This window comes from Streptomyces verrucosisporus, assembly GCF_017114865.1.
GTDB classification, from domain to species: domain Bacteria; phylum Actinomycetota; class Actinomycetes; order Streptomycetales; family Streptomycetaceae; genus Streptomyces; species Streptomyces fenghuangensis.
In genome coordinates, this window is the sequence record NZ_JADEYH010000002.1 from 22,699 (window position 1) to 45,712 (window position 23,014).

General features: G+C 74.9%; 22 protein-coding genes and 1 pseudogene. 8 read left to right on the plus strand and 15 right to left on the minus strand.

Features of this window, described 5'->3' with window-relative positions; translation table 11 throughout:
• Positions 1-11 precede the first annotated feature (11 nt).
• The gene (locus IQ279_RS02965) at positions 12-440 is read right to left on the minus strand and encodes a helix-turn-helix domain-containing protein (protein ID WP_206346712.1); all 429 of its coding nucleotides are present in this window, start codon (positions 438-440) and stop codon (positions 12-14) included.
• Between the two features lie 91 nt (positions 441-531).
• Here IQ279_RS02965 and IQ279_RS02970 point away from each other — a divergent pair.
• Together IQ279_RS02970 and IQ279_RS02975 are read left to right on the plus strand one after the other, a co-directional pair.
• Positions 532-1,408: pseudogene (locus IQ279_RS02970) on the plus strand (GNAT family N-acetyltransferase).
• A gap of 164 nt (positions 1,409-1,572) precedes the next feature.
• Complete coding sequence (locus IQ279_RS02975) at positions 1,573-2,304, plus strand: DUF5710 domain-containing protein (RefSeq protein WP_206346713.1); 732 nt, start codon at positions 1,573-1,575, stop codon at positions 2,302-2,304.
• A 109-nt stretch (positions 2,305-2,413) separates the two neighbouring features.
• On the opposite strand, the gene IQ279_RS02980 is transcribed toward IQ279_RS02975, so the two are convergent.
• Positions 2,414-3,484 (minus strand): DUF368 domain-containing protein, encoded by a 1,071-nt coding sequence (locus IQ279_RS02980; protein ID WP_206346714.1) that lies wholly within the window; start codon positions 3,482-3,484, stop codon positions 2,414-2,416.
• Positions 3,485-3,929: 445 nt separating this feature from the next.
• On the opposite strand from IQ279_RS02980, the gene wrbA reads away from it, so the two are divergent.
• Positions 3,930-4,541, plus strand: coding sequence for an NAD(P)H:quinone oxidoreductase (gene wrbA / locus IQ279_RS02985; protein WP_206346715.1), 612 nt, complete (start codon positions 3,930-3,932; stop codon positions 4,539-4,541).
• A 74-nt stretch (positions 4,542-4,615) separates the two neighbouring features.
• On the opposite strand, the gene lgoX is transcribed toward wrbA, so the two are convergent.
• Positions 4,616-6,727 carry an L-glutamate oxidase LgoX gene (lgoX, locus tag IQ279_RS02990; RefSeq protein ID WP_206346716.1) on the minus strand — a complete coding sequence of 704 codons (2,112 nt, stop codon included), beginning with the start codon at positions 6,725-6,727 and terminating at the stop codon, positions 4,616-4,618.
• A gap of 137 nt (positions 6,728-6,864) precedes the next feature.
• On the opposite strand from lgoX, the gene IQ279_RS02995 reads away from it, so the two are divergent.
• A complete protein-coding gene (locus IQ279_RS02995; RefSeq protein ID WP_206346717.1) occupies positions 6,865-7,413 on the plus strand; it encodes a GNAT family N-acetyltransferase in 549 nt (182 codons plus the stop codon).
• Here the strand turns inward: IQ279_RS02995 and IQ279_RS03000 are convergent.
• Positions 7,370-8,827 (minus strand): FAD-binding oxidoreductase, encoded by a 1,458-nt coding sequence (locus IQ279_RS03000; protein WP_206346718.1) that lies wholly within the window; start codon positions 8,825-8,827, stop codon positions 7,370-7,372. The genes IQ279_RS02995 and IQ279_RS03000 overlap by 44 nt on opposite strands.
• Before the next feature lie 71 nt (positions 8,828-8,898).
• Between IQ279_RS03000 and IQ279_RS03005 the strand changes: the two genes are divergently transcribed.
• Positions 8,899-9,816 (plus strand): LysR family transcriptional regulator, encoded by a 918-nt coding sequence (locus tag IQ279_RS03005; protein ID WP_206346719.1) that lies wholly within the window; start codon positions 8,899-8,901, stop codon positions 9,814-9,816.
• Between the two features lie 30 nt (positions 9,817-9,846).
• Here IQ279_RS03005 and IQ279_RS03010 read toward each other — a convergent pair whose 3' ends face one another.
• The 3 genes from IQ279_RS03010 to IQ279_RS03020 all read right to left on the minus strand — a co-directional run bounded on the left by IQ279_RS03010 (position 9,847) and on the right by IQ279_RS03020 (position 12,507).
• Positions 9,847-10,257 carry a VOC family protein gene (locus tag IQ279_RS03010; RefSeq protein WP_206346720.1) on the minus strand — a complete coding sequence of 137 codons (411 nt, stop codon included), beginning with the start codon at positions 10,255-10,257 and terminating at the stop codon, positions 9,847-9,849.
• Between the two features lie 83 nt (positions 10,258-10,340).
• A complete protein-coding gene (locus tag IQ279_RS03015; protein ID WP_241027536.1) occupies positions 10,341-11,300 on the minus strand; it encodes a DUF3152 domain-containing protein in 960 nt (319 codons plus the stop codon).
• A 175-nt stretch (positions 11,301-11,475) separates the two neighbouring features.
• Positions 11,476-12,507, minus strand: a complete 1,032-nt coding sequence (locus IQ279_RS03020; RefSeq protein WP_206346721.1) for a sulfotransferase family protein — start codon at positions 12,505-12,507, stop codon at positions 11,476-11,478.
• 225 nt (positions 12,508-12,732) lie between these two features.
• Here IQ279_RS03020 and IQ279_RS03025 point away from each other — a divergent pair, with 225 nt between their 5' ends.
• Positions 12,733-12,954 carry a glycine zipper domain-containing protein gene (locus IQ279_RS03025; RefSeq protein WP_206346722.1) on the plus strand — a complete coding sequence of 74 codons (222 nt, stop codon included), beginning with the start codon at positions 12,733-12,735 and terminating at the stop codon, positions 12,952-12,954.
• 48 nt (positions 12,955-13,002) lie between these two features.
• On the opposite strand, the gene IQ279_RS03030 is transcribed toward IQ279_RS03025, so the two are convergent.
• Positions 13,003-13,224 (minus strand): hypothetical protein, encoded by a 222-nt coding sequence (locus IQ279_RS03030; protein ID WP_307792108.1) that lies wholly within the window; start codon positions 13,222-13,224, stop codon positions 13,003-13,005.
• 443 nt (positions 13,225-13,667) lie between these two features.
• Between IQ279_RS03030 and IQ279_RS03035 the strand changes: the two genes are divergently transcribed.
• Positions 13,668-14,222 (plus strand): NADPH-dependent FMN reductase, encoded by a 555-nt coding sequence (locus IQ279_RS03035; RefSeq protein WP_206346723.1) that lies wholly within the window; start codon positions 13,668-13,670, stop codon positions 14,220-14,222.
• A 64-nt stretch (positions 14,223-14,286) separates the two neighbouring features.
• Here IQ279_RS03035 and IQ279_RS03040 read toward each other — a convergent pair whose 3' ends face one another.
• The 5 genes from IQ279_RS03040 to IQ279_RS03060 all read right to left on the minus strand — a co-directional run bounded on the left by IQ279_RS03040 (position 14,287) and on the right by IQ279_RS03060 (position 19,827).
• Entirely contained in the window at positions 14,287-14,706 is a 420-nt protein-coding gene (locus IQ279_RS03040) for an ankyrin repeat domain-containing protein (RefSeq protein ID WP_206346724.1), read from the minus strand.
• Between the two features lie 214 nt (positions 14,707-14,920).
• Entirely contained in the window at positions 14,921-16,186 is a 1,266-nt protein-coding gene (locus IQ279_RS03045) for a PP2C family protein-serine/threonine phosphatase (RefSeq protein WP_206346725.1), read from the minus strand.
• Positions 16,187-16,792: 606 nt separating this feature from the next.
• A complete protein-coding gene (locus IQ279_RS03050; protein ID WP_206346726.1) occupies positions 16,793-18,052 on the minus strand; it encodes a GNAT family N-acetyltransferase in 1,260 nt (419 codons plus the stop codon).
• A 25-nt stretch (positions 18,053-18,077) separates the two neighbouring features.
• On the minus strand, positions 18,078-19,103 hold the full coding sequence (locus tag IQ279_RS03055) for an asparaginase (RefSeq protein WP_206346727.1): 1,026 nt from the start codon (positions 19,101-19,103) through the stop codon (positions 18,078-18,080).
• A gap of 43 nt (positions 19,104-19,146) precedes the next feature.
• Positions 19,147-19,827 carry an RsiG family protein gene (locus IQ279_RS03060; RefSeq protein ID WP_206346728.1) on the minus strand — a complete coding sequence of 227 codons (681 nt, stop codon included), beginning with the start codon at positions 19,825-19,827 and terminating at the stop codon, positions 19,147-19,149.
• Between the two features lie 190 nt (positions 19,828-20,017).
• Here IQ279_RS03060 and dtd point away from each other — a divergent pair, with 190 nt between their 5' ends.
• On the plus strand, positions 20,018-20,443 hold the full coding sequence (gene dtd, locus IQ279_RS03065; protein WP_206346729.1) for a D-aminoacyl-tRNA deacylase: 426 nt from the start codon (positions 20,018-20,020) through the stop codon (positions 20,441-20,443).
• Between the two features lie 170 nt (positions 20,444-20,613).
• Here dtd and IQ279_RS03070 read toward each other — a convergent pair whose 3' ends face one another.
• Positions 20,614-21,597 carry a carbohydrate ABC transporter permease gene (locus IQ279_RS03070; protein WP_206346730.1) on the minus strand — a complete coding sequence of 328 codons (984 nt, stop codon included), beginning with the start codon at positions 21,595-21,597 and terminating at the stop codon, positions 20,614-20,616.
• On the minus strand, positions 21,594-23,006 hold the full coding sequence (locus IQ279_RS03075) for an ABC transporter permease subunit (protein WP_206346731.1): 1,413 nt from the start codon (positions 23,004-23,006) through the stop codon (positions 21,594-21,596). The genes IQ279_RS03070 and IQ279_RS03075 overlap by 4 nt, the downstream gene beginning before the upstream one ends.
• Positions 23,007-23,014: the final 8 nt, after the last annotated feature.

Here is a 23,014-nt window from a genome sequence, read left to right on the forward strand (position 1 = left end):
TCCCTCCTGGGTTACGGGATCTTGGGCTTCGCGCCGGCGGAGGGGGCGTCCTCGGCCTCCGGCCCGGAGGCGTCCTCGGTGTGTCCGTCCTCGCTGTGTCCGTTCTCCTTGCGGAACGACCCGTAGATCTGGAGCAGCACCTGCTTCTGCTGCTCGCTGATCGACGTGTCGGCCAGGATCGCGCTGCGCACCTCCAGCCCCGCCTGCTCCTTCTCGTCGAGGATCCCGGCGCGGACGTAGAGGGTCTCGGCGGAGATCCGCAGCGCTCTGGCGAGCTGCTGGAGGATCTCGGCGCTGGGCTTGCGCAGTCCCCGTTCGATCTGGCTGAGGTACGGATTCGACACCCCGGCGGCATCCGCGAGCTGCCGCAGGGACAGCTGCGCGCTGCGCCGCTGCTCCCGCAGGAACTCGCCGAGATTGCCGACATGCAGTGAAGCCATGCCTCCACAGTGCCTCCCTGCGCTAACTTTTGCAAGCAAGTGCTTGCAGGAGTGTCGCCCTGTGTGTCCGCCGTATGCGGGAGCATGGGGCATGCGACCGGATGACCGGCACCTCACCGAAGACGTCGACGACTTCCTCACCCGGGCCGGGGACTTCCTGCGCTCCCGGCCCGCACGTCATGCAACTGACATGGGCCGAGAGAGTGCGAGTGCGCGGGAGCGCCGCGTTCGGCGCCGAGGCTCCCCTCTTCGGGGCGCTGGAGCGAGCCGGCGGGACCGTCGCCACCTTCTACCGCATTCCGCTCCGTGCTCTGGGCCTCTCCCCGCTCACGCCCGGGCAGGCGGACTCCCCCGCCGCCCGCCCGGCGCGCCTGGGGCAACCCCTCTCCCGCGTCGGCGCGGACCACGGCACCGCCACCGCCTTCGCCGAGGCCTGGCGGCGGCATACCGGCGCGGCGCCGTGGCTCCGCGACACACGGCCGCGTCTGTACGGCCTGGGCAAGCTCACCCCGCCGGATCCACTGCCGGAGGGCCGAAGCCGCGTCCTGGGCGAGCAGGACCTGGAGGAGACCGCGTTCTGGTGCGCGGAGTTCGCCGGGGCCGTCGGAGAGGACGTCCGCGTCGACGTCGAGTCCTGGGCGAGCACGCGCTACGCCGACAAGCGGTACACGCTCTGGGAGAGGCCGGACGGCGCCCCCGTCTCCATCGCGGGCATGAACCCGCTGATCGGCGGCCAGATCCAGGTGGACGTCGTCTACACCCCGGCCCGCCTGCGCGGCCGCGGATACGCGGGGGCCGCGGTGGCGGAGGTGAGCCGGGCCGCGCTGGACGCGGGCGCGGGGGACGTCGTGCTGTTCGCGGACCTGTCCAACCCCGCCAGTAACGCCCTCTACCGGCGCCTGGGCTACCGCACGCTCACCGACTGGTCCGTGTACGACTTCCCGTACGCCGCGCCGGCGGCCGGTTGAGCGCCGCGCGACTATCCGGTGCGGGGCACCTGCGGCGAGACCGCACGACCGGCCGCCACGTCCACGACGCCCTCCGGGCGGCCGCGCCCAACCGCGCCCCTTTCGCGGTTTCAGGCCCCTGACGTGCCGCTGCGTGCCACCATGAGGGCGGGACGAAGGGGACCATGGCGACCGGACGAGTCTGGCTGGACGTTCCGTTCTCCGAGAAGAACGAGGCGAAGCGGCACGGGGCCCGCTGGGACCCGTCGGCCGGGCGCTGGTACGCGCCGCGCCCCGGCATGGACGCACTCGGGCGGTGGGCGGCCGCCCCGGACGTCCCCGACCTGCTGCCCGGCGAGGACCGGACCCTCGGCAGCGGCCTCTTCGTCGACCTGGTCCCCAGTACCTGCTGGTTCACCAACGTCCGCTCCTGCGTGGCGGAGAGGGACTGGGAGCGGCTCCGGCGGATGATCACCGGGCGGGCCGGGCGGCGCTGCGAGATCTGTGGGGCCGCGGAGGACCGCGGGGCGGGGCGGTGGCTGGAGGCGCACGAGCGCTGGGTCTTCGACGACGAGAGAAGGGTGCAGACCCTCGGGCGGCTGATCTGCCTGTGCACCGACTGCCACACCGTCACGCACTTCGGCCACGCGCAGGTCCGCGGTCTCGAGGCGCGGGCCTTCGCGCACCTGAGGGCGGTCACCGGGATGACCGAAGCGCAGGCCCGGCGGCACGTCGAGGCCGCCTTCGAGGTGTGGGAGCGGCGCTCGCGGTTCACCTGGAGCCTGGACCTGGGAATCCTCACCACGGCCGGCGTCGCCCTCGCCCCGCCGCCCGGAGCCGAGGATCGGGTCCGTGTCCCCTGGGAGGCCCTCCGCCCCGCCGGGAAGCGGCCCGACCGGGGCAGGCGGACCCGCTGACCCCCGCGTGGGCGCGGCACCGTCCGTGCCCGTCCCTCGGGAGACGCCGAGGGGCGGGGAGGACACCGGCGGTGTCCTCCCCGCCCCTCGAAAGGCGCCTCGGCCTGTCTCAGCCCTCGGTGTCCTGCCGGGGCGGCACCGCGCCGGCGTACGGCTGAGCCCCGGCGCGGTGGCGGCCGCCCGCGCCGTCGGGCACGGCGGCGGTCTCGGCCGCGCGCGCCGCCGCCTCGCGCCGGTTCTTGGTGATGTGCTCGGCCACGGCGAACCCCGCGACCACGACGAAGCCCAGCGCCGCGAAGCCGATCGCCGCGCCGAGCTGGTCGTCGGGGGCGAGGAGGGCCCGGTCCTCGTCCTGCCAGGGCCACAGCGCCCGCAGGCAGCCCGCCACCACACCGGTGAGGACCACCAGGGTGATGCGCTGCCGGTTCTCCAGCAGCCACTGCATCAGCTTGACGAAGGAGGCCAGGCCCAGGAGAGCGCCGAGCGCGAACAGGCCCAGGTAGCCGAAGTCCCGCTCGTTGACGGCGGAGAGGGTGCGCTCGTACAGCCCGAAGGTCAGCAGCAGGAACGAGCCGGACAGGCCGGGCAGCACCAGCGCGGAGACCGCGATCGCCGCCGCGGCCACGATGACCAGCGGGGTGGCCTCCACCTCGCCGGGCGGCAGGCTGACGATCACGAAGGCCGCCGCCGCGCTCACCAGGGCCACCAGGATCTCGCCCGGCCGCCAGGGGGAGGAGGCGCCGTTGGGCAGCGGCGCCCGCGAGGCGAGGGAGAACGGCACCCACAGCGAGGCCAGCACCAGTCCGAAGAACAGGGCCCGGCTGTGCACAGGCTGCTCCTCGACCCAGCCCTCGACCAGCCCGGCCATCAGCACCAGCGCGGCGAACATGCCGACCAGCAGCGGGACGATGACGCGCCACTGGACCTGGCGGACCTCGTGGAGGGCCCGGGAGAGCCCCCGTCCCCGGGGGAGGTCGGCCAGCGCCAGCCGGACGCCGGTTACCAGGCGGCTCGCCGAGCCGATGGCCGTGTCGTACACGCCGACGACCAGGGCCACGGTGCCGCCGCTGACGCCCGGGACGGTCTCCGCGGTGCCGATCAGGGCGCCGCGCACCAGGTTGAGGCCGTGTGCCGGCCAGGACGACTGCTTCGCCGCCCTGTGTCGCTGGGTTTCCCCCACCAGAGCTCCTTCGGTGCTGGTCGAGTGCTGTGGGACTGCCCGCGCGCCGGTTCCCGGGAGTGCCGGGGCGGGCGTGGCAGACACATTGTTCCCGATGCCGTATCCCATCGGTCTCCGGAGGGTCGTGGTCCTTCCCGGGGCGGTACGGACCGGGCCGGACCGGGCCGGAGCGGAGGGGAGACGGGAGGGGAGACGGGAGGGGACGGGCGACTGGTTCCAGGCGATCGCCGGTGCCCAGGCGGCCTGGAGGTGCGGGGGTTGACCGGCCAGGGGGGGGTGAAACCCGCCGCGGGCCGCGGGATGCCCCCGCGCGCCACCGCGCCACCGCGTCGTCGCAAATCGGGTGAAAAGTGTGGAAAGGTGCATAGAGTGGCGATCGGCAGACGGTGAACCGAACGCGCCGCGCCCGAGCGGCCGCCGGCGCGGGCTAAGGAGTCGGAACCAGATGAGCGATGTCAAGCTGTCCGTGATCTACTACTCGTCGACCGGCACCATCCACAAGATGGCCAGGCGCCTGACCGAGGCGGGGAAGCAGGCGGGTGCGGAGGTGCGGCTTCGGCAGGTCGCCGAGCTCGCCCCGGAGGAGGCCATCGCCTCCAACGCGGCGTGGAGCCAGCACTTCGACGACACCAAGGACGAGCCGAAGGCCACCGCCGACGACGTCGTGTGGGCCGACGCCGTGCTGTTCGGCACGCCCACCCGGTACGGCAACGTCGCCAGCCAGCTCAAGCAGTTCCTCGACACCCTCGGCCCGCAGTGGCAGCAGGGGCTGCTCGCCGACAAGGCGTACGCCGGCTTCACCGCCTCCCAGACCGCCCACGGCGGCCAGGAGTCGACGCTGCTGACCCTCTACAACGTCCTCATCCACTTCGGCGGCGTCCTGGTGCCGCCCGGCTACACCGACCCGCTGAAGTTCACCGACGGCAACCCCTACGGCGTCTCCCACGTCACCGGGCCGAACAACGACGCCCCGCTCACCGACGCGGAGTACGCGGCCCTCGACCACATGGCGCAGCGCGTGGTGCGCATCGCCGGCCGTCTCAAGGGCCAGGGCTGACGGCGCGCCGCACGGGCGGGTGAACCGGGTGGGGGCGGGTGACGGGCCGCCCCCACCCGGCCGCGCCGGGCGCGTCAGGCCCGGTGGACCTCCAGTGCCGCCCGTACCGCCGACTCCAGGGCGCCCTCGATCCACGCCGTCCTGATCGAGGTGTGGTCGCCCGCGAAGAACAGCGGCCCCTCGCGGCGGCCCAGCAGCGGGAACAGCTCGGTGTGCTGGCCCGGCAGCAGCACGGCCGCCTCGCCGTACGCGTACGGGTCGCGCTGCCAGCTCTGGGTGCGCCCGGCGCCGGTGTAGAAGACCTCCACCCGCTGCCCGTAGACCTGCTGCACACCGCGCAGGGCGTACGGGTAGCGGGCCTCGTCGTCCAGGCAGTCCCAGCGCCGGGCGTCGTCCGCCCAGCTGTAGGAGGCCAGCAGGACGCCGCCCTCGCTGCCCTCGACCCGGTGCGAGGGGTTGAACATGAACCGGTTGGGGTTGTCGCACACCGACCCGCCGCCGGTCACGCCCGCCGCCTCCGGCTGGTCCCGGGAGATCCAGCGGCAGGCGGTGTAGTGCACGCGCTGGGCGGGGGTGATGTGACCGGACGGCACGGACGGGTGCGCGCCCAGCAGGCTGCCGTCGTCCGGCGCCCTCCCCAGGCGGTAGGCGTCGTACAGCCCAGGCCGCACCCGCTCCAGCTCCCGCTTCCAGTCGGCCTCGTCGAACTCCCACCAGCGGCGGCTGAACTCCAGCAGCACCTTGGTGGCGCTGTCGTAGTGCAGCTCGGTGACGGCCCGCCGCTTGCCGTACGACAGAGGCGGGGCGACCTGGATCTGCCGCAGCCCCGAGAAGGGGACGGTGAGGACCGCCCAGTCGCCGGTGAACTGCTCGCGCACCACCGCGCCGTCGCGGCCCTCGGAGACGGTGTCGATCCACACCGCCGGGTCGCCGGCGCCGATGTGCGGGGTGTCGTCACCTCCGCCGCGCCCGTCCCCGCGGTACTCGACGCGGGTGGCGCGGCGGTCGAAGCGCACCGGGACCTTCAGCTCCCCGAGCTCCTTCAGCAGCGCGTCCACCAGGGTGGCGGTGCCGCCCTGAAGCTCCCAGAAGACGGTGCCGGGATTGATCAGGGACCAGCCGATGAAGCTGTGCAGGAAGGACAGGGGCAGGCGGGAGGTGAGGTTCTCCAGAGTTCCGATCAGGTCGATCGTGCGCTCGTCGAATCCGGCGTGCTCGGTCAGGAAGCGGTGCATCGACCAGCCCCCGAACCTCTGAACCACCCTGGCCCAGCCCTCCAGGCACTGGGGCAGCGGCTTGTTCACGCGCTTTCCGTCCGGCCCGGCGGTGCTGTACTCGTCGCGCACCGGGTCCAGGGCCCGGCCCAGGATCTTCGCGGCGGGGACGTCCAGGTACTTCTCCGGCACGCCGAAGGAGCGGTTGACCGCCCGCGGGTCCTTCGCGTAGTCGGCGCGGCGTGTCCGGACGCCGTTGACGGCGATCCAGGTGCGGTACGCGGGCCTGCCGCCGTCGTCCACGTCCACCAGGTGGAAGCGGCGGCGCTTCAGCCCCAGCTCGTCGATCAGCCCCATGACCAGCGGGTGGCTGCCGGGGATGCGCATGGCCCCGGCCTCCGCGTACTGCTTCGGGTCGGCGAAGGGCTGTTCCGCGCCCTCGTGGCCGCCGGAGCGGAAGGTCTTGATCCGGCCGCCGGCCCGGTTGCCGTTGGCCTCGACGACGGTGACGCGGTGACCGGCGCGGCCCAGCAGCAGCGCGGCGACCAGCCCGGCCGGACCCGCGCCGACGACCAGAACCTCCTTGCCGGGTGTGCCGGGTGTGCCGGGTGTGCCGGGTGTGCCGGGTGTGCCGGGCGCGCCGGACGTGCCGGGCGCGCCGCTCCCCGCGGCGCCGGAGCGGGGCAGGCCGCCGCCGCGCAGGATCTTCTCGTACCGGGGAGTGAGCTCCGCGCCGTCCTCGTCCAGCAGGAGGATGGCACGGGCCACCGCCAGGCAGGCCTGCCGGTCGGCGGCGCCCGGGGGCTCGGGGGAGCCCTCGGGGAGGGGTTTGCCGTGCGGGACGGCGGCGGGTGCGGCAGGGGCGGCGGCGAGCCCGGCGACGGCGGCGGCCGTCGTGGCTCCGGCGGCGAACCGTCGCCGCGACAGCGACGGGACGGCTTCGGCGGTGTGATGGTCTTCGTGGAGGGCCATGGCTTCTGATTAAGGCCGCGCCGCCCCGGTGGGCCGTCGGCGCACGGCACGACCTGCCGGATTCCCCCGTACGGGAGCGGCTTTCGGGTGTGAAAAGCCGTTGGGGAGCGGCGCGTGTCTCGGGCAGTGTGCCCCCCATGGATCTCATGAGCCCCGCCCACGTCGTCCTGCGCCGCCTGGACGAGGCGCTGCTGGACGCCCTGGCGGCCACGGCCGCCGCCGACGCCGACCCCGGCGAGGTGATGCCGACGGCCGGGGAGGACGGACCCGGCTGGACGGCCGCCCGGCGCGAGGCGTTCGTCCGCTTCCACCGCTCGCGCTCCCTGGGCGCCGACCCGGCGGAGACCGTGTACGCCGTCCTCGTCACGGAACCGGGCCCGGACGGCCGCCCGCGGGAGGCGGTCGCCGGGGCCGCCCGGCTGGCCCCCGACCCGGAGCCGGGCGCGGCCGAGGCCGGGCTGTGGCTCGGCCGCTCCCACCGCGGCCGGGGCGTCGGCACGGCGGCGCTGGCCCTCCTCCTGGACGAGGCCCGCGCCGCCGGCGCCACCCGGCTGCTCGCCCGTACGGACGCGGCCAACGCCGCCTCCCGCCGCCTGCTCGCGGCAGCCGGAGCCGGCCTGGAGACCGGCGGGGACGGGACGGTCACGGCGCGGCTGCCGCTGACCGGTCGGCGTCGGCCGGCCTGATGTTGCGGTTGAAGCGGAAGAGGTTGTGCGGGTCGTGGGCGGCCTTGAGGGCCGCCAGCCGCTCGTAGGTGCCCGGGTCGTAGCCCGCGCGGGTCTGGGCCTCGCCGGCCCGCTCGCCGTCCCCGTGGAGGAAGGCCGGGCTGTGGCCCGGCGTCCAGGGGGCCAGGGCCTCGCGCAGCAGGTCGAACCGCTCGCGGACCTGCCGGAGGCTGTGCCCGGTGCCGCCGGGCGGGGGGCCGGGGAAGGCGATGGCGCGCACGATGTACCGCGCCTCCCGGTGGTCCACGGCCACCCCCGCCGGGCCGCGCCTGCCCAGCGCCCCGCCGAGGTGGCGCACATCCGTGACGCAGGGGACCGGCGAGCCCGGCCCCACGGTGTCGAGCACCGCGCTCAGCGCCTCGGGCGGCAGCTCGCGCAGCAGGGCGTTGGTGGCGGTGTAGGGCTGCGGGAAGGGCGGGTCGCGGTGGATGGAGTCGCACTCGGCGTACGGCATCTCGCGCAGGTCGTCCACGAGCCGCTCGCCGACCGCCCGCAGCGGCGCCACCAGCCGCTCGCCCTCCCCGGCCGGGCCGCTGTGGACGATCCGGAACGAGGCGGCGTACCGGCCGCGCAGCGGCGCGGGGACCGTCGGCAGGTCCGGGTAGGAGAGCAGGGCGACGGAGGAGGTCAGCGTCTCGGGCACGTCCGCCGTCCAGCGCCGCCAGACCTCCAGGGCCCGTTCCATCGGCGGGGCGCCGAAGACGAGCTGCCCGCCGTAGAGCGCGGGCACGGGGAAGAGGTCGATCTCCATGGCCGTCACCACGCCGAAGTTGCCGCCGGTGCCCAGCAGGGCGCCGAACAGCTCGTCGCCGGGGACGGTGCGGCGCGGCCGTCCGTCGGCGGTGACGACCTCCAGGGCGCGCACGTGGTCGGCCGCGTAGCCGAACCGCCGGGCCAGCAGCCCGATGCCGCCGCCCAGGGTGTAGCCGACGGCGCCGACGGTCGGTGAGGAGCCGTTGAGCGGGGCCAGGCCGTGGGCGGCGGCCGCCGCCACCACCGTGCCCCAGCGTGCGCCGGCGGCGACGCGCGCGGTGCGGCGCTCCGGGCCGACGCTCACGCCCGCCATCCGCCGGGTGCCGATCAGCACCCCGCCCCCGGCGGCCACCGACAGCCCGTGCCCGGTGGCCTGCACCGCCACGGGCAGACGGCGCCCGGCCGCGTACGCCACGGCCAGCCGTACGTCCTCGGCGTCCGCCGCACCGACGACCAGGTCGGGGCGGTGGGTCCAGGCCGTCTGGAAGCCGGAGACCTCCTCGTCGTAGCCGGGGTCGCCGGGCCGGAGGACCGGTCCGGTGGTGGCGGGGAGGTCGTCGGCGTCGAAGATGCCGCCGGTGCCGGTGCCGGTGCCGGTGTCGCTGTGCGGTGTGCGTTCCATGACCTCCAGGGTGGTGACGGAGAATCCATAAGTCCAAGATCTGATCTGTATCGGAACTAGAATCAGCGGTTATGGAGATCAGGCAGCTGCGCTACCTCGTCGCCGTGGTCGAGGAGGCGGGCTTCACCCGCGCCGCCGAGCGCCTGCACGTGGCCCAGCCCGGTGTCAGTGCCCAGATCCGCCTTCTGGAGAGGGAGCTGGGCCAGCCGCTGCTGGACCGGTCCGGCCGTACGGTGCGCCCCACGGAGGCGGGCGAGGCGCTGCTGCCCTACGCGCGGGCCGCGCTCGCCGCCGTCGAGGGCATGCGGCGGACCGCGGACGAGTTCACCGGCCTGCTGCGCGGCCGGGTCACGGTCGGGCTGTTCTCGGCCGCGGCCACCCACGACCTCGACGTCGTCCCCGTGCTGGCCGGCTTCCACGACGACCACCCGCACGTCGAGATCACCCTCACCGAGGACGTCTCCGACCGGATGGTCACCGCGCTCCAGCGCGGCGAACTGGACGTGGCGGTCATCGGGCTCACCGGCGAGGAGCCGCCGCCGGGCGTTGAACTCCAGGTCGTCGTGGACGAACCGCTGGTCGCGGCCGTCCCGCCGGACGACCCGCTGGCCGGACGCGCGAGCGTGGCGCTGGCAGCGCTCGGCGAGCGCACCCTGATCAGCCTGCCGCACGGCACCGGCCTGCGCGCCGTGCTCGACCGGGCCTGCGCCGCGGCCGGCATCCGGCCCCGCGTCGGCTACGAGGCCGCCGCGCCGCACGTCCTGGCCGAGCTCGCCGCACGCGGCCTGGGCGTCGCCGTGCTCCCGGCGGGCTCGGCGGCGGAGGCCGGGGACCGGCTGCGGGCGCCGGAGATCGTACGGCCGCGGCTGCGCGGCCGGATCGCCCTGGCCTGGCGCGCCGAGGGCCCCTCCGGACCGGCGGCCCGGGCCTTCCTGGCCCGGCTGCGCGAGGCGATGCCGGTACCGGCGGCCGCTTCGGAACGTTCCTGAGCCGGGGCCCGGCCGGCCGGGCCGGGAGCGTCAGCCGTGTGTCCGCGCCGCGACGATCACGTTCCCGTACGGATCGGCGAAGTGCAGCGAACCGCCGTCCGCGCCCTCCCGCAGGTCCCACATCCGTACGCCGTGCTCGCGCAGACGGGCGGCGACCGTGCCCAGATCGTCGGTGTAGAGGACGAGCAGTGGCTGTCCGCCGGTCTGACGCCCGACCAGCCGGCGCTCCTCCTCGCCGGTGGCGGGCATCAGCCACAGACCGGTCCCCTCCTGCCCGGGGACGCCCAGGTGCAGGTACCGGTAGCCGTCCACCGTCCGGTCGTGCAGCACACGCAGTCCGAGGACATCGCGGTAGAACGCCAGGGCGTCGTCCGGATCGTCGACGAGAACGGTCAGGCGGCCGAGTGCGGAGAACGGGCTCCGGCTGTGCTGGGAAGTCATGGCGGGACCGTAACCGCCCCCACCGACAATGCGGCCGGGCCGGGCCGGGCCGCCGGACGCCACGGCTGCCGCCGCGGGGCGGTTCACGGCACCGGGGGGCCGCCCAGGTAGGTGCCGTCGGTGTCGTAGGGCCAGGCGTTGGCGACACAGCCCTTGAGCCCCTTGATCTGCTGCGTCATCGCGGGCGCGGGCCGCCCGGGGCCCGGGCAGGTCTCGTGGCCGTGGCCGATGCGGTGGCCGATCTCGTGGTTGACGATCAGCGCCCGGTACTCGGTGACGGGACCGGCGAACTGCGGCGAACCCAGCACCCAGCGCTTGAGGTTGACCACCACGGTGGGGCCGACGGCGCAGTTCAGCTCGCCGCGGGTGTTGAGCCCGGCGGCCCCGCAGATGGCGTCGGCGGTGCCGGGGGTGGCGATCTTGACGGTGAAGTCGGCGGGGCCGCCGGCCACCAGGCGGAAGCCGTTGACACCGTCGTTCGTCCAGCCGCGCGGATGGGCGAGGATCGCGGCGACCTCCTGCGCGGCCTGCCGGGCGGAGAGCTCGATGCCGTCCTCCACCTGCACCCGGTAGGTGCGGATGGTGCCCTGCCCGACGGCCTCGCCCGAGGCCTGCGCGGTGGTGAAGGTGCCCGGCCCGGTCGCGGGGACCGGGATCGCCGACGGTTCGGCCGATTCGGCCGTCTCCCGCGTGGAGGGCGACGGCGAGGGCGAGGGGGACGGCGGCTCGGAGGCCGGGGCGGAGGGGGAGGGCGAAGGCGAGGGCGACGGCGGTACGAACACCGCCTCCTCCGAGGCCCGCAGTTCGTCCGGATCCTGCGGCGTGGCCATGGTCCGGGACTCCGCGGAGTCCTGCTGGGCGACGAGTAACCCGCCGAGGGCGAAGGCCCCGACGGTCGCCATGGAGGCCAGTACCCGTATGTGCGGGCGCCTCCCGCGGCGGGCGCCCCGGCGGGCCCGGCTGCCCCGTCCGTCCTGACGTCCCCGGCTGGCGGCACCGCGGCGGGCGGTGCCGGTGCGCCGGTCGTTGCGGCGGCGGCTCAAGATGCACTCCCCCCGTGGTCCGGCGTACGCGAACGTGCCGAACGCGCGGTCTGCGCCTCGTGGGGGGACGGTCAAGATCACCGTAACACCGCCGTACGACAGGCCCGTGGCGGGACCACCGACCGCCGCTTCCCGGGACGAGCCCCGCGGCGCACGCCGCGCCGCCCTTCCCGTGTCACACCGCGGCGAGCGCCCGCTCCCCCGGCTCGCAGGCCTCCCGCAGCGCCTCCAGCTCGTTCGGCGGCAGCCGCAGCGAGGCCCCCCGCCTGCCCGCGTCGAGCATCGACCGGCCCGCCGCCAGCCACTCCCCGTCGGGCGCCACACCGGCGAACTCGGCCAGCCGTGACAGCTCCCGCTCCGGCGCGTCCAGCAGGTCCTCGTACGACAGGCTCGTCCGGGCCGCCTCCGGCACCCGGGACAGATGCTCCATGCACTCGGTCACCAGCCGCGACCACAGCTCCCCGAACCGGGCCACCGGCATCACCCGGTCGGACACCAGCCGGGGGTCGAACGGGTCCCGCAGGAGCCCCGCCAGGTCGGGTGGGAGCTCGCGGGCGTGCTCGGGCGTCAGCTCGGCGCCGAACTCCAGGCCCAGCAGCGCGTACATCTCCTCCAGCATCGAGATCATCCGGAAACCGGTGTGCCGGCTCATCGACAGCGCGCAGTCGGGGCCGCCCCGGTGGAGGTGGACGAACCCCGCCTCCGGGAAGCCCGCCCGCAGTCGCGGCACCCACCGCACCGAGAAACCCGAACGCTCCACCACCGCCCGCCGCCCGAACCGGACGCACAGCAGCCCGAACAGCTCCCGGTACTGCTCCTCGACCGGGCGGCGCGGCCAGGCGCGGACCTGCGGGGCGAGCTCGTCCAGCAGGCCGTCGGGGTCGTCGGTGAGGTGCGGCAGCACCATCAGGGACAGTTTGGGAATGCCGGTGGTGTCGGCCGAGAAGCGCCCGGGGCGGCGCGGGTAGAGTAACTCCGGAATGGGCGCGCCGCTGCGGATCATCCTGTCGAACGTCGGGCTGGGCTCGGCCAGCAGACGCCAGAACTCCGCCCCCTCCAGGGCCCCTTCGGGCATCCCCTCGGATCCGACCGAGGCCAGCAGCTCGTTGAGGCTGAGGACCTCCCGGTGCAGGTTCAGCACGCGCGACAGCGCGGTCGAACCGCTCCGCCCGGTGCCCACCACGAACGTCAGCGGCCGCGCTCCCATGTCTCCCACCCCAGTGCCCTCCCGCTCCCGCGCCCGGTCCGGCCGCGGCTCTGGTGCCGGTCGGTGATCTCCGTCCCGCAGCGTACGGACCCGGCCGCGGTGTGCGGCAGGGCGACTTCCGGCCAGAACGGGCCCGGGGGCCGCCCGTGACGGCGGCGCGGCGACGGCCCGCGCGGAGTGCCCGCCCGTTCGCCGGTGAGGGCCACCGGATGGCAGGGTGTGGGTATGACGGAGGCAAACGGAAACAACAACGGCGGGAGCGGGCCGGGGAACGGCGATGTCGCGGTGGGCATCGCCGTCGGGACGGCGATCGGGGTCGCCCTGGGCCTGGTGGTGTTCGACGACATCGGCGTCGGGATCGGTGCGGGCATCGCACTCGGCGCCGCCTTCGGTTCGGCCCGGCGGAGCCGCCGGGAGCGTCCCGGTGGCTCCGGGGGCGAGGGCTGAGCCGCTCCTCCCCGGCCACGGCGGTGGGGGCCGCGGCGCCGGGCCCGGTCACGGCAGGGTCCGGAGACCACGGGCGTCGTGCCGCTCGTACGCGGTGAGCGGCCGGATGTCGTCCGGCCCCGCGTCCCACTCCCGCCCGCCACCGACCGGGCGCGGCCACACCCGCCCGGGGTGGACGTCCATCACGTCTCCGGTCCGCCCGTCCCGCAGGTCCCGTGCCACCGAACCGACCGTGAGCGCGGGCAGTTCGTCCCGCTCGTCCGCGCTCACCGCGCCGCCCCGGCCCGCGGCACCGCCACGGCCTTCCCGGGCGGCCCGTCCGGCGGTGCGGCCGGCGCGGAGTCCGGCGCGTGCGCGGTGTGTGCGGGCGTCGGTGTCCACCGGAGACCTCTGCCGTCGGCGGAGATCGCCCGGGAGTGGTGAGTTCGGGATTCCATCGCGCTCCGTGATAGGTCGGCGCCCCCCGAGGGGCGACTATCACTTTCCGTATCCAGATCCTCTCCTTCCGAAGTCGGTGTCGGCGGATTCTTCACCGTGACCTCACGCAGGCCACGGGAAGGGGAACGGACTGTGACGGCGGGGTGCGGAGCCGGGTGCGGCGCGCCGCCGCGGTGGCGGGGTTGACCTCAAGTCGGCTTGAAGTCCTAGGTTCTCGGTCACGGCCTCGCGGTGGGGCCGTCACGGAAGTGGACGGAAGTGGACGGGAGAACGAGATGACCGCAGCGGCACAGCAGGACCAGTACCGCCTCGCCGTGATCCTGGGGAGCGTGCGCGAGGGGCGATTCGTGACCACGGTGGGGGAGTGGTTCGCCCGGCAGGCCGGGCGGCGCGACGACGTGAAGCTCGACGTGATCGACCTGGCGCGGCCCGACGGGGACGCGAGGACGTTCGGCGAGCGGATCGACGCCGCCGACGCCGTCGTGGTCGTGGTGCCCGAGTACAACCACAGCTTCCCCGGCGAACTGAAGGCGGCGATCGACTCCCTGAAGCCCCAGTGGCGCGCCAAACCGGTCGGGTTCGTCTCCTACGGCGGGCGGGGCGGGGGGCTGCGGGCGGTGGAGCAGCTGCGGCTGGTCTTCGCCGAGCTGCACGCGGCCACGATCCGGGAGACCGTCAGCTTTCACGACGCCTGGCGGGAGTTCGGGCCGGACGGCGAGCCGCGCCGGGCGGGCGAGGCGGCCGGGGCCGCGAACGCCCTGCTGGACCAGCTCGCCTGGTGGGCACCGGCCCTGCGGCGGGCGAGGGAGGAACTGCCGTATCCGGTGTGAGGGACGGCGAACGCGGAACGGCCGGCCGGGACACCCGTCCCGGCCGGCCGTTCCGCACCGCGGCTCACTCCGCGCCGAGCAGCTTCAGCAGCTTGTGGCGGCCGAACATCCGCGCCGTGTCGATGGCCGACGGATCGCCCGCGGCCGGGTCGGCACCGGCCTCCAGCAGCAGCCGCACCATCTCCTCCTGGTCCTTGAAGACCGCGCCCCCGATGGGCGTCTGGCCGCGGTCGTTGACCCGGTTGGGGTCGGCGCCGCGCTCCAGCAGGGCCCGCACGGCGGGGGTGCGGCCGTAGTAGGCGGCGAGCATCAGGATCGAGTCGCCCTTGTCGTTGGTCAGGTTGGCCGGCACACCCGCGTCCACGTACGCCGCCAGGGTGTCCGTGTCGCCCTCCCGGGCGAGGTCGAAGACCTTGGCCGCGAGCTGGAGCACCTCCGGGTCGTGTGCGGGCTGGGAGGTCTCGGGGGTCGGGGCGTCGGACATCGGGTGCCTCCTCGTCGTACCGTCTCGCCGCCGCGGCGGCCGATCGCTTGCAGCCTACGTATGCCCGTTTTCCGGCCGGTGCCGCCGCGCTCCCGCCGGCCGCGTACCGGATGGCTGCGGTCCGGCCGCGGTGGTGCGGGCGGAAAGGCGGTACGAGGAAGACGCCCGGGACCACCGGGCGTGCCGCCACCCGCACCGCCGCGGCCCCGGCCGCTCAGAGCTTGATGACGACCAGGGCCGCGTCGTCGGCGGTGCCCCGGTTCATGCCGAGGTCCTCCAGGAGGTTGTCGGCGATCTCCTCCGGGCCCAGGTCGCGGTGCCGGGTCAGGCTCTCCGACAGCCGCTTCAGCCCGACGTCGATGGACTCCTCGCGGCGCTCGACCAGCCCGTCGGTGTAGAGGACGAGGGTCGAGCCCGGCACATAGGTGGTGATCGCCTGCGGCCGGTGCGAGGGCCTGCTCCGGGCGGCCAGGGGCACGTCGGTGGCCTGGTCCAGCAGCTCGGTGAACCCGTCGGGGTGGCACAGCATGGGCGGCAGGTGGCCGGCGCTGCTGTAGGTGAGCGTGTGGGTGTGGGTGTCGATGTCGAGCTTGACGGCGGTGGTGGCCAGCGCGCCGTCCAGGGAGCGCGCGTACAGGTCCAGGCCGTACAGCGCCTGCGCGGGGCCGTCGGCGACCCGCATGGCGGCGCTGAGGGCGCTGCGCAGCTGCCCCATCACGCTGGCGGCCTCCAGGCCCCGGCCGACGACGTCGCCCACGGCCACGGCGAAGCGGTCCTCGCTGAGGTTGATCATGTCGTACCAGTCGCCGCACACGTTCAGCGAGCCCTGGGCGGGCCGGTAGCGCACGGCCGCGTTGCGGCGCTCCAGGGGCATGTGCGTCGGCAGCATGGCCCTCTGCAGGGTGAGGGCCACCTCGTGCTCGCGGGCGTGCGCCTGCCGCAGCCGCTCGTTGTGCTCGTACAGCTCCCGCGCGCGGGCGTACAGCTCGGCCTCGGCGATCTTCCCGGCGACCGCCCGCAGGCCGTCGCCGGCGCCGGACAGGCTGCTGGGGCGGGCGAGGCTGTCGCGCACGTACGCGGTGGCGTCCTCGACGCGGTTGACGATCAGCCGCACCGAGCCGTCCTCGCCGAGGACGGGGGTGTTGACCGGGCTCCAGTACCGCTCCTCGTAACCGCCCCCGGCGCCGGGGCGGGGGATGTCGTACCGCTGGAGGATCATGGTGTCCGGCTTGCCCGTCTCCAGTACGCGCCGGAACGAGGCCAGCAGGTTCCTGGGGCCGTCGGCGTTCGGGTCGTCCGGGTTGGCGGGGAAGACGTCGAACAGATGGCGGCCGATCAGCTCGCCGTGGGAACGTCCGGTGATCTCCAGGTAGGCCTGGTTGGCCTCCACGAAGACGAGGTCCCGGTCCAGTACCGACAGGGGGGTCGGGACGGCGTCGAACAGGGCGGCGTAGTCGACGTCGCCGCTCACCTCGCTCATGGCCCCTCCCCTCTGCGCGGTGCCGGCCGGTGCCGGAGACCGCTCCGTCATGGTGACACGCACCCTCTGTCCGTCTCGAACACTACCGCGCGGCTCGCGGCGGCAGCAGCCCGCGAACGGAACGCCGGTACCGCCTTCCGGCCGGGCACACCGCGGGCGGGCGGACGGCCCACCCGGGGTGGAGAGGGCCGATTCGGCCGTTGAGCACATCTTTTGTGTAATTGTGCACCCGCCTGGGCGGGTGTGTGCCGCACCGGGGCGGCGAGCCAAGACCGTACCCGATCTTGGGAGGACGTGTGGCGGGTTCCACAGCCTCTCCACACCCCGCGCGGGGGCGGCCGGGCCCGGCCGGGGGGCTCCTCCCCGGAGCGGAAGCAGCGCCGGCCGAACCGGAGGACCCCGTCGCGGGGCTCGGCGAGCTCGCCCGGCCGTCCGGTCCGGGGAGCACGTGCCGGACGCGGCGGTGTTTCCGGAAGGCGGAGGGGTGGGCCACCGGTGCGGTTCCGGAGTCCTTCGGTGCGCGGGCAGGCATGCCGAGGGCGGGGCGGGCGGCGCCCGGTACAGCGTCCCGTACCCGTGCCCCCGTACCCGCGCCCGCGCCGGGTGTCAGAAGACGTCCGGCGCCCAGGGCCTGCGGCCCGTGCGCAGCAGGGCGTCCGCCAGGGCCGCCGCGCCCGGGCGCTCCTCGTCGAGCTGCCCCAGTTCCCGCAGCCGCGAGGCGGACTCGTCCCCCAGGTACATCGAGCTCAGCGCGCCCACCCCCGTCGAGAGGTCGGCCGGGCGCGTGGTGGGCGCGCAGGTGGCGCCCTCGGGGGAGGCGTCCAGCAGGAAGCGCCCCCCGGCGATGCCCATCGGGTCCTCCAGCTCCAGCACCAGCGTGCCGGGGACCGGGTACGTACGGGCCCGGAGCAGCGCGGGGACGTCCAGCGGGCGCAGCCACAGGAAGTCCGCGTGGGAGGTGATCCGGGCGGCGCGCGGGTTCGGCAGCAGCCGGGGCATCAGGCAGTCGGGGGCGAGCCGGCGGCAGTGGACGGTGGCGACCCAGTCCATGGAGAGCAGGAAGTGCCACAGGGCCCGCTCGGCGGCCGCGTCGGCGGCGATCAGGTCGCGGACGCGGGCGTTCAGGCGCGGCGCCTTGTTCTCCCAGTGGTCGTCGGCGGTGTACGTCAGAAGCCCCCGCACATCTCCCGCGGCGTCGCGGTACACGGCGTGGGAGGCCTGGGTGAAGCCGCTGCCGGGCCAGTCGATCGCGCCGGTGTTCAGCTTCCACCAGCGCTCGGTGCGATCCGTCATGCCCTGCCGGTCGGGCAGCGCGCGCACCCGCTCGTGCAGCGCGGCGCCCAGGACGCGCGCTTGGGCGGGCTCCACCAGGTCGATCCGGGCGCCCTCCTCCTCGGGGCGCGACCAGCGCGGGTCCAGCCCGGCGCGGGCGGCGTCCACGGTCCAGTCGGTCGACCAGGTGGCCGGGCCGTAGCCGTAGCGGCCGTAGATCGGGTACTCGGCGGAGTCCAGAGTGGAGCAGACGTCCCCGCGCTCGCGCCCGTCGGCCAGCGCGTCGCGCATCATCCGCGTCAGCAGCCCGCGGCGGCGGTGGGTGGGCAGGACGGAGACGTTGGTGACGGCCAGGGAGTCCACCGCCGCGCCCCCGGGGACGGTCAGCCGCTGCGGCAGCGTGCGGAAGGTGGCGACGCAGCGGCCGTCCTCGAAACCCCCTTGCGTGCGGTCGAGTTCGATCGCGCCGCGCCGGGCGGCCAGCTCCTCGGCGGTGAGTTCCGCGGAGTGCAGGAAACCGGCGCGCAGGGCGCGCAGCCAGCCCGGGTACTCGTCCTCGGCGATGGTGCGGATGTCAGGGGCGTTCGAGTCCATGGGGGGTTACGTTAGGGCCGCCCCCTCAGAACGTCGCGCGGATTTCCCCCACCCGCCGCCCGCCGCCCAGCAGCGGGGCGTCGCCTATCTCCGCCAGCGCCGGGGACTCCACGCCCATCCGCGCCAGCGTCCGGGCCAGGACCGGGCCGAGCGCCCGCAGCCCGCCGTCGTCGATCTTGATCGCCAGCGCGCGGCCGTCGGGCAGGGCCACCGCCTGGACCGCCTCGGCGCCCACCTTCGCCAGTGCGCCCGGCACCCCGCGCATCAGGTGGGTGTCCTCGCGCCGGGTGCCCGCCACGTACTCGGGGTGGGCTCGCATGGCGTCGGCGACCCGGCGCTCGGGGGTGCCCGCCCCGGCCAGCACGAAGGAACGGAAGGCGCGGGCCAGGCCGGTGAGGGAGATCGCCATCAGCGGGGCGCCGCAGCCGTCGGTGCCGGTGTGCGCGACCGGCTCGCCCGCCGCGGCCTCGATCCGCTCGCGCACCAGCGTCTGGAGGGGGTGGCCGGGGTCGAGGTAGTCGGCGCCGGACCAGCCGTTCACCCGGCAGGCGGCGAGCATGGCGGTGTGCTTGCCCGAGCAGTTCATGGCGGTGCGGGAGGGACGCGAGCCCGCCGCCAGGAACCGGTCGGCCTCCTCCCGGTCCAGCGGCAGGTCGGGCGGGCAGCCCAGGTCGTCCTCGGCCAGCCCGTGCTCGGCGAGCATGGTGCGCACCAGCTCCAGGTGGAAGGGCTCGCCGGAGTGGCTGGCGGCGGCCAGCGCCAGTCGCTCGCCCGACAGCTCCAGGCCGGCGTGCAGCACGGCCGCCGCCTGCATCGGCTTGTTGGACGAGCGGGGGTAGACCGGCGCGGCCACCTCGCCCAGCGACCACTCCACGCCGCCGTCCGGCCCGAGCACCACCACGGAACCGCGGTGGCCGCCCTCGGTGAACCCCGAGCGCACGACCTCGGCGAGGACGGGGAGCCGTGCGGAGGGCGCTCCGGCGAGCGGCCCGGGCCGCTCGCCGGGAGCGGGAGCGGGGGTGTTCGCGGGCGGGGTGGTGCTGGCGGACATGGGCGGCCTTCCCTGGGTGTAGGGGGGACGACCGCCCCCGGGGTCAGGGCAGCAGGTCGTCCACGTGTGCTTCGCCCTCACGGTACCTGCGCGCGATCTCGGCGCTGCACCCGTTCGCCGTCCGCTGGAGCGCCCGGCGGCGCAGGGAGATCCGGTGCTCGTGCTCGCCCAGCCGCGCCATGGCGGCGTGCAGCTCGGCGTCGGTGCGGGCGGTGAGGTCGGACAGCTCGACCTCGGCGAGCACCTCCTCGGCCAGCCGCCGGTACTCCTCGCTGCGCGGGGTGCGCAGCGTCACATGGCGGGCCGAGCGGGCCGGGCCCCGGCCGGGCGGGGGAGCGTCGGCGAGGATCTCCGCCAGCCGGTCGATCAGGGGCACGTCCGCGGCGCTGCGGCGGGCCAGTTCGGCGCGGAGGATGTCGACGCGGCCCTGGACCAGCCGCCGCACGTAGCTGAGGTCGGCCTCCTCCTGCTGCGCCTGGCGGCGCAGCTCGCGCAGCTGGGGCAGGCGCAGGCCGGTCAGCTCGAAAGGCCCGGTGTCGTGCGGGACCGCCGGGGGCGCCCCGCCCGCGGCGGCGGCACCGCCGGCCTCGGCGGGCGGCCCCGCCGGGGCGGTCCCCGCGGCGCCCGCCGGGTCGGCGGAGCCGGTCGTGGAGGTGGTCGTGGAGGCGGCCTCGCGGGCCGCCGGTACGGCTCCGGGCGTCCGCCCGGTTCCGGCAGTGCTCATCTTCTGTGTGCCCCTCATCCCCTTCGCCGTGGACCACAACGAGGTACCACGGCCCGTCACGGATACGCCGCAGGCCACCGTGCGCACCGTGCTGCACGCATCGTGCCACCGCGGGCACCCTGCGTGCAGTCCGGGCCACCCATCCGGCGGCGGTCGGCGGGCGCACGACCGGGGCGGCATGATGGTCGGCATGCGAGCTGTGGTGCAGAGGGTCGACGGCGCGAAGGTCGTCGTCGCGGGAGAGACCGTCGGCGAGATCACCGGGGAGGGGCTGTGCGTGCTGGTCGGGGTGACCCACGACGACACCCCCGACAAGGCCGGCCGGCTCGCGCGCAAACTGTGGGGCCTGCGGATCCTGGAGGACGAGAGGTCCTGCTCGGACACCGGCGCCCCTCTGCTGGTCGTCAGCCAGTTCACCCTCTACGGCGACGCCCGCAAGGGGCGCCGCCCCACCTGGCAGGCCGCCGCCCCCGGTCCGGTGGCCGAGCCCCTGGTCGAGGAGGTGTGCGCCGGGCTGCGGGCGCTGGGCGCGCGGGTGGAGACGGGCCGCTTCGGGGCGAAGATGGAGGTCTCGCTCACCAACGACGGCCCGTTCACGGTGCTGCTGGAGGTCTGAGGGCCCGTCCCCGGAGGTCTCGGGGCCCGCCCCGCGGTCCGCACGGGTCCGCGCAGGTCCGTACGGTCCGCGGGGCGGTCGCCCGGCCCCTGCCGCCCCCCGTGACGGCGGCAGGGACCGCTCACGGCCCCCCGTTCACCACCCCCGTTCACGCCCCCCGCCGCGCGCGGTCACTTCACCGATCCCGCCATGACGCCCTGCACGAAGTGCTTCTGGAAGGCGAAGAACACCACCAGCGGAACGGCCAGCGACAGGAAGGCGCCGGGCGCGAGGATCTCGATGTTGCTGCCGAACTGCCGCATCTCCGACTGGAGCGCGACGGTCAGCGGCTGCGAGTCGCTGTCGGCGAAGATCAGCGCCACCAGCATGTCGTTCCACACCCACAGGAACTGGAAGATGGCCAGGCTCGCGATCGCCGGCCTGCCCACCGGCAGCACGAGCCGCGTGAAGATCCGCCACTCCCCGCCGCCGTCCATCCGCGCGGCCTCCAGCATCTCCCGCGGGATCTCCGCGAAGTAGTTGCGCAGCAGGAAGACCGCGAACGGCAGCCCGTAGGCGACGTGGAAGAGGACCACGCCGGGGACCGTGCCGAACAGCCCGACCGCGCCCAGCATCTTCGCCACCGGCAGCAGACCGACCTGGACCGGCACCACCAGCAGTCCGACGACCACCAGGAAGATCCAGTCGCGGCCGGGGAACTCCAGCCAGGCGAAGGCGTATCCGGCCAGCGCGGCGACCACCACCACGGCGACGGTGGTGGGCACCGAGATCAGCACGGTGTTCCAGAACGCCTGGGTGATGCCGGAATCCGCCAGCAGGGCCGTGTAGTTGTCGATCGACAGCTGGCCCGGCTCGGTCAGCGCCGTCCACCAGCCGCTGGCGGAGTTGGCCTCCTCCGACCGCAGCGAGGACAGGAACAGCCCCAGCGCGGGGGTGATCCACACCAGCGCGGTGACGACCAGGAACACCTGTACGGCGGTCCTGCCCAGCCAGGCGCCGATCCGCGCGTCGGCGGACCGCCGCGCCCGCCCCGCGCCCGGGGGGTGGTGCCCGGCTCCCGCGGCCGCCGCCGCGGCCGCGGGAGCCGGAGCCTGTGCGGCCGCTCCCTTCCCGGCGGGCTTCCCCACCGGGCCGTCGACGGTGCCGTGGGTCATGACTGGCTCCTGCGGAAGCGTCGGATGTTGAAGACCATGGCCGGGACCACCAGGAGCAGCAGCAGGACGCCGATGGCGCTGCCCAGTCCCTGGTTGTTGCCGCCGCCGAAGGACACCAGCCACATCTGCATGGCCAGCACGTTGGCGTCCTGGAGCACCGGGCCGGGGGCGATGATGTAGACGAGGTCGAAGACCTTCATCACGTTGATCACCAGCGTCACGAAGACCACGGTCAGCACGGGCGCGAGCAGCGGCACGGTGATCCTGCGGAAGATCTGCCACTCGTTCGCGCCGTCCATCCGCGCGGCCTCCAGCACGTCCCGGGGCATCGCGGCCAGTCCGGCGCCGATCAGCACCATCGAGAAGCCGGTCCAGATCCACAGGTAGGCGCCGATGATCGCCGGGGTGACCAGGGCGGGGCCGAGCCAGGAGATCCCGCCGTAGGGCTCGGCGAAGTTGGACGCCGGCAGCCGCAGGGCGTACGGGCCGCCGTCCAGGCCGGTGATGCGGAACGAGCCGTCGGCGGCGGTGGTGGCCCCGCCCACCGCCTTTCCGTCGCGCACCGCCTGGACGGTCATGCCGGGCAGGCCGCGCTCGCCGGGGTCGATCCGGCCCGGCTCGCCGCCTCCGCCGGGGGTGAAGTCCAGGTAGACCGTTCCGGCGAGCACGCCGTCCCCGGCGCCGGATGAGCCTTCGGGCGCGGTGGCGGGCTCGGCGCCGGAGGGCACCTCCTTGGGGGGCACGCCGACGACACCGAGCGAGACGGTGCGGCCGGGCGTCAGGTCGGCGGCGGTGCCGTAGGAGCCGTCCCGGCCCCTGGCCAGCGGGGTCTCGCCGGCGTCCTCCCTGCCCCGGGCGCCGGGGTAGGCGGGGCGGTCGGCGAAGACGTCGTGGACGCCGACGGCGACGGCGTTGAGGACGCCGCGGTCGGGGTCCTGCTCGTAGGTGATGCGGAAGATGATCCCGGCGGCGAGGAAGGAGATCGCCATCGGCATGAACATCAGCAGCTTGAACGCGGTCGCCCAGCGCACCTTCTCGGTGAGCACGGCCAGTATCAGGCCCAGGCCGGTCAGCAGGGCGGGTGCGACCACGACCCAGATCGCGGTGTTGCGGACGGCCTTGAGCGTGGTCGGGTCGCGGAACATCTCGACGTAGTTGTCCGCGCCGACGAAACGGGTGCCGGAGGCGTCGAAGAGGCTGCGGCCGACGGAGAACAGGATCGGGTAGGCGACCAGCGCGCCGAGCAGCAGCAGCGCGGGCAGCAGGAAGGCGGCGGCGACGAGCCTGCGGCGGCGCGCCGCGCGCCTGCGGGGGTCGTCGCCCCGGGCGGGCGCCCCCCGCGAGGGGGAGGCGCCGCCCGGGGTGCCGCCCGCTTTCGCGGGCGGCACGGCGGGTGCTTCGGCGGACATCGGTGCCT